The sequence below is a fragment of the Bradyrhizobium sp. Crot121 genome (genome assembly GCF_059512385.1).
On record NZ_JCAMOR010000506.1, the window covers coordinates 1 to 354 of the forward strand.

Sequence of the window (354 nt, forward strand, 5' to 3'; positions counted from 1 at the left end):
TTCTGGCGCAGCGTTCGGCGACGTTCGGCGACGACAGGCTGGACGTTCGCAGCAGCACGCCCGTGGACCTGGAAACCAGCCGCATTTACAAGGGATGGCTGGCCGGCGACCAGCGCCGCTACTTCGTGAAGTGCCCTGACTGCGGCGAAGTTCAGTATTTCCGCTGGGAAAACGTGCACTGGAATGGCCGCCAGTCGAAGAACATCGAAGACGCAGAAAAGGATATTGGCCAGGAACACGAACCCGGAACAGCGATGTACGCGTGCGCAGGCTGCGGCGTGCTGTGGGATGACGGCACGCGCATTGCGGCTATCCGCCAGGCGACGACGCAAGGCGCTGGATGGATCGCCAGCA

The 354-nt window shown here is 62.7% G+C and carries 1 protein-coding gene; it reads left to right on the forward strand.

Annotated elements, in window-relative coordinates; all coding sequences use genetic code 11:
• The coding region (locus AC5ZGW_RS47685) for a phage terminase large subunit family protein (protein ID WP_496114343.1) at positions 1 to 354 on the forward strand (354 nt) is incomplete at both ends.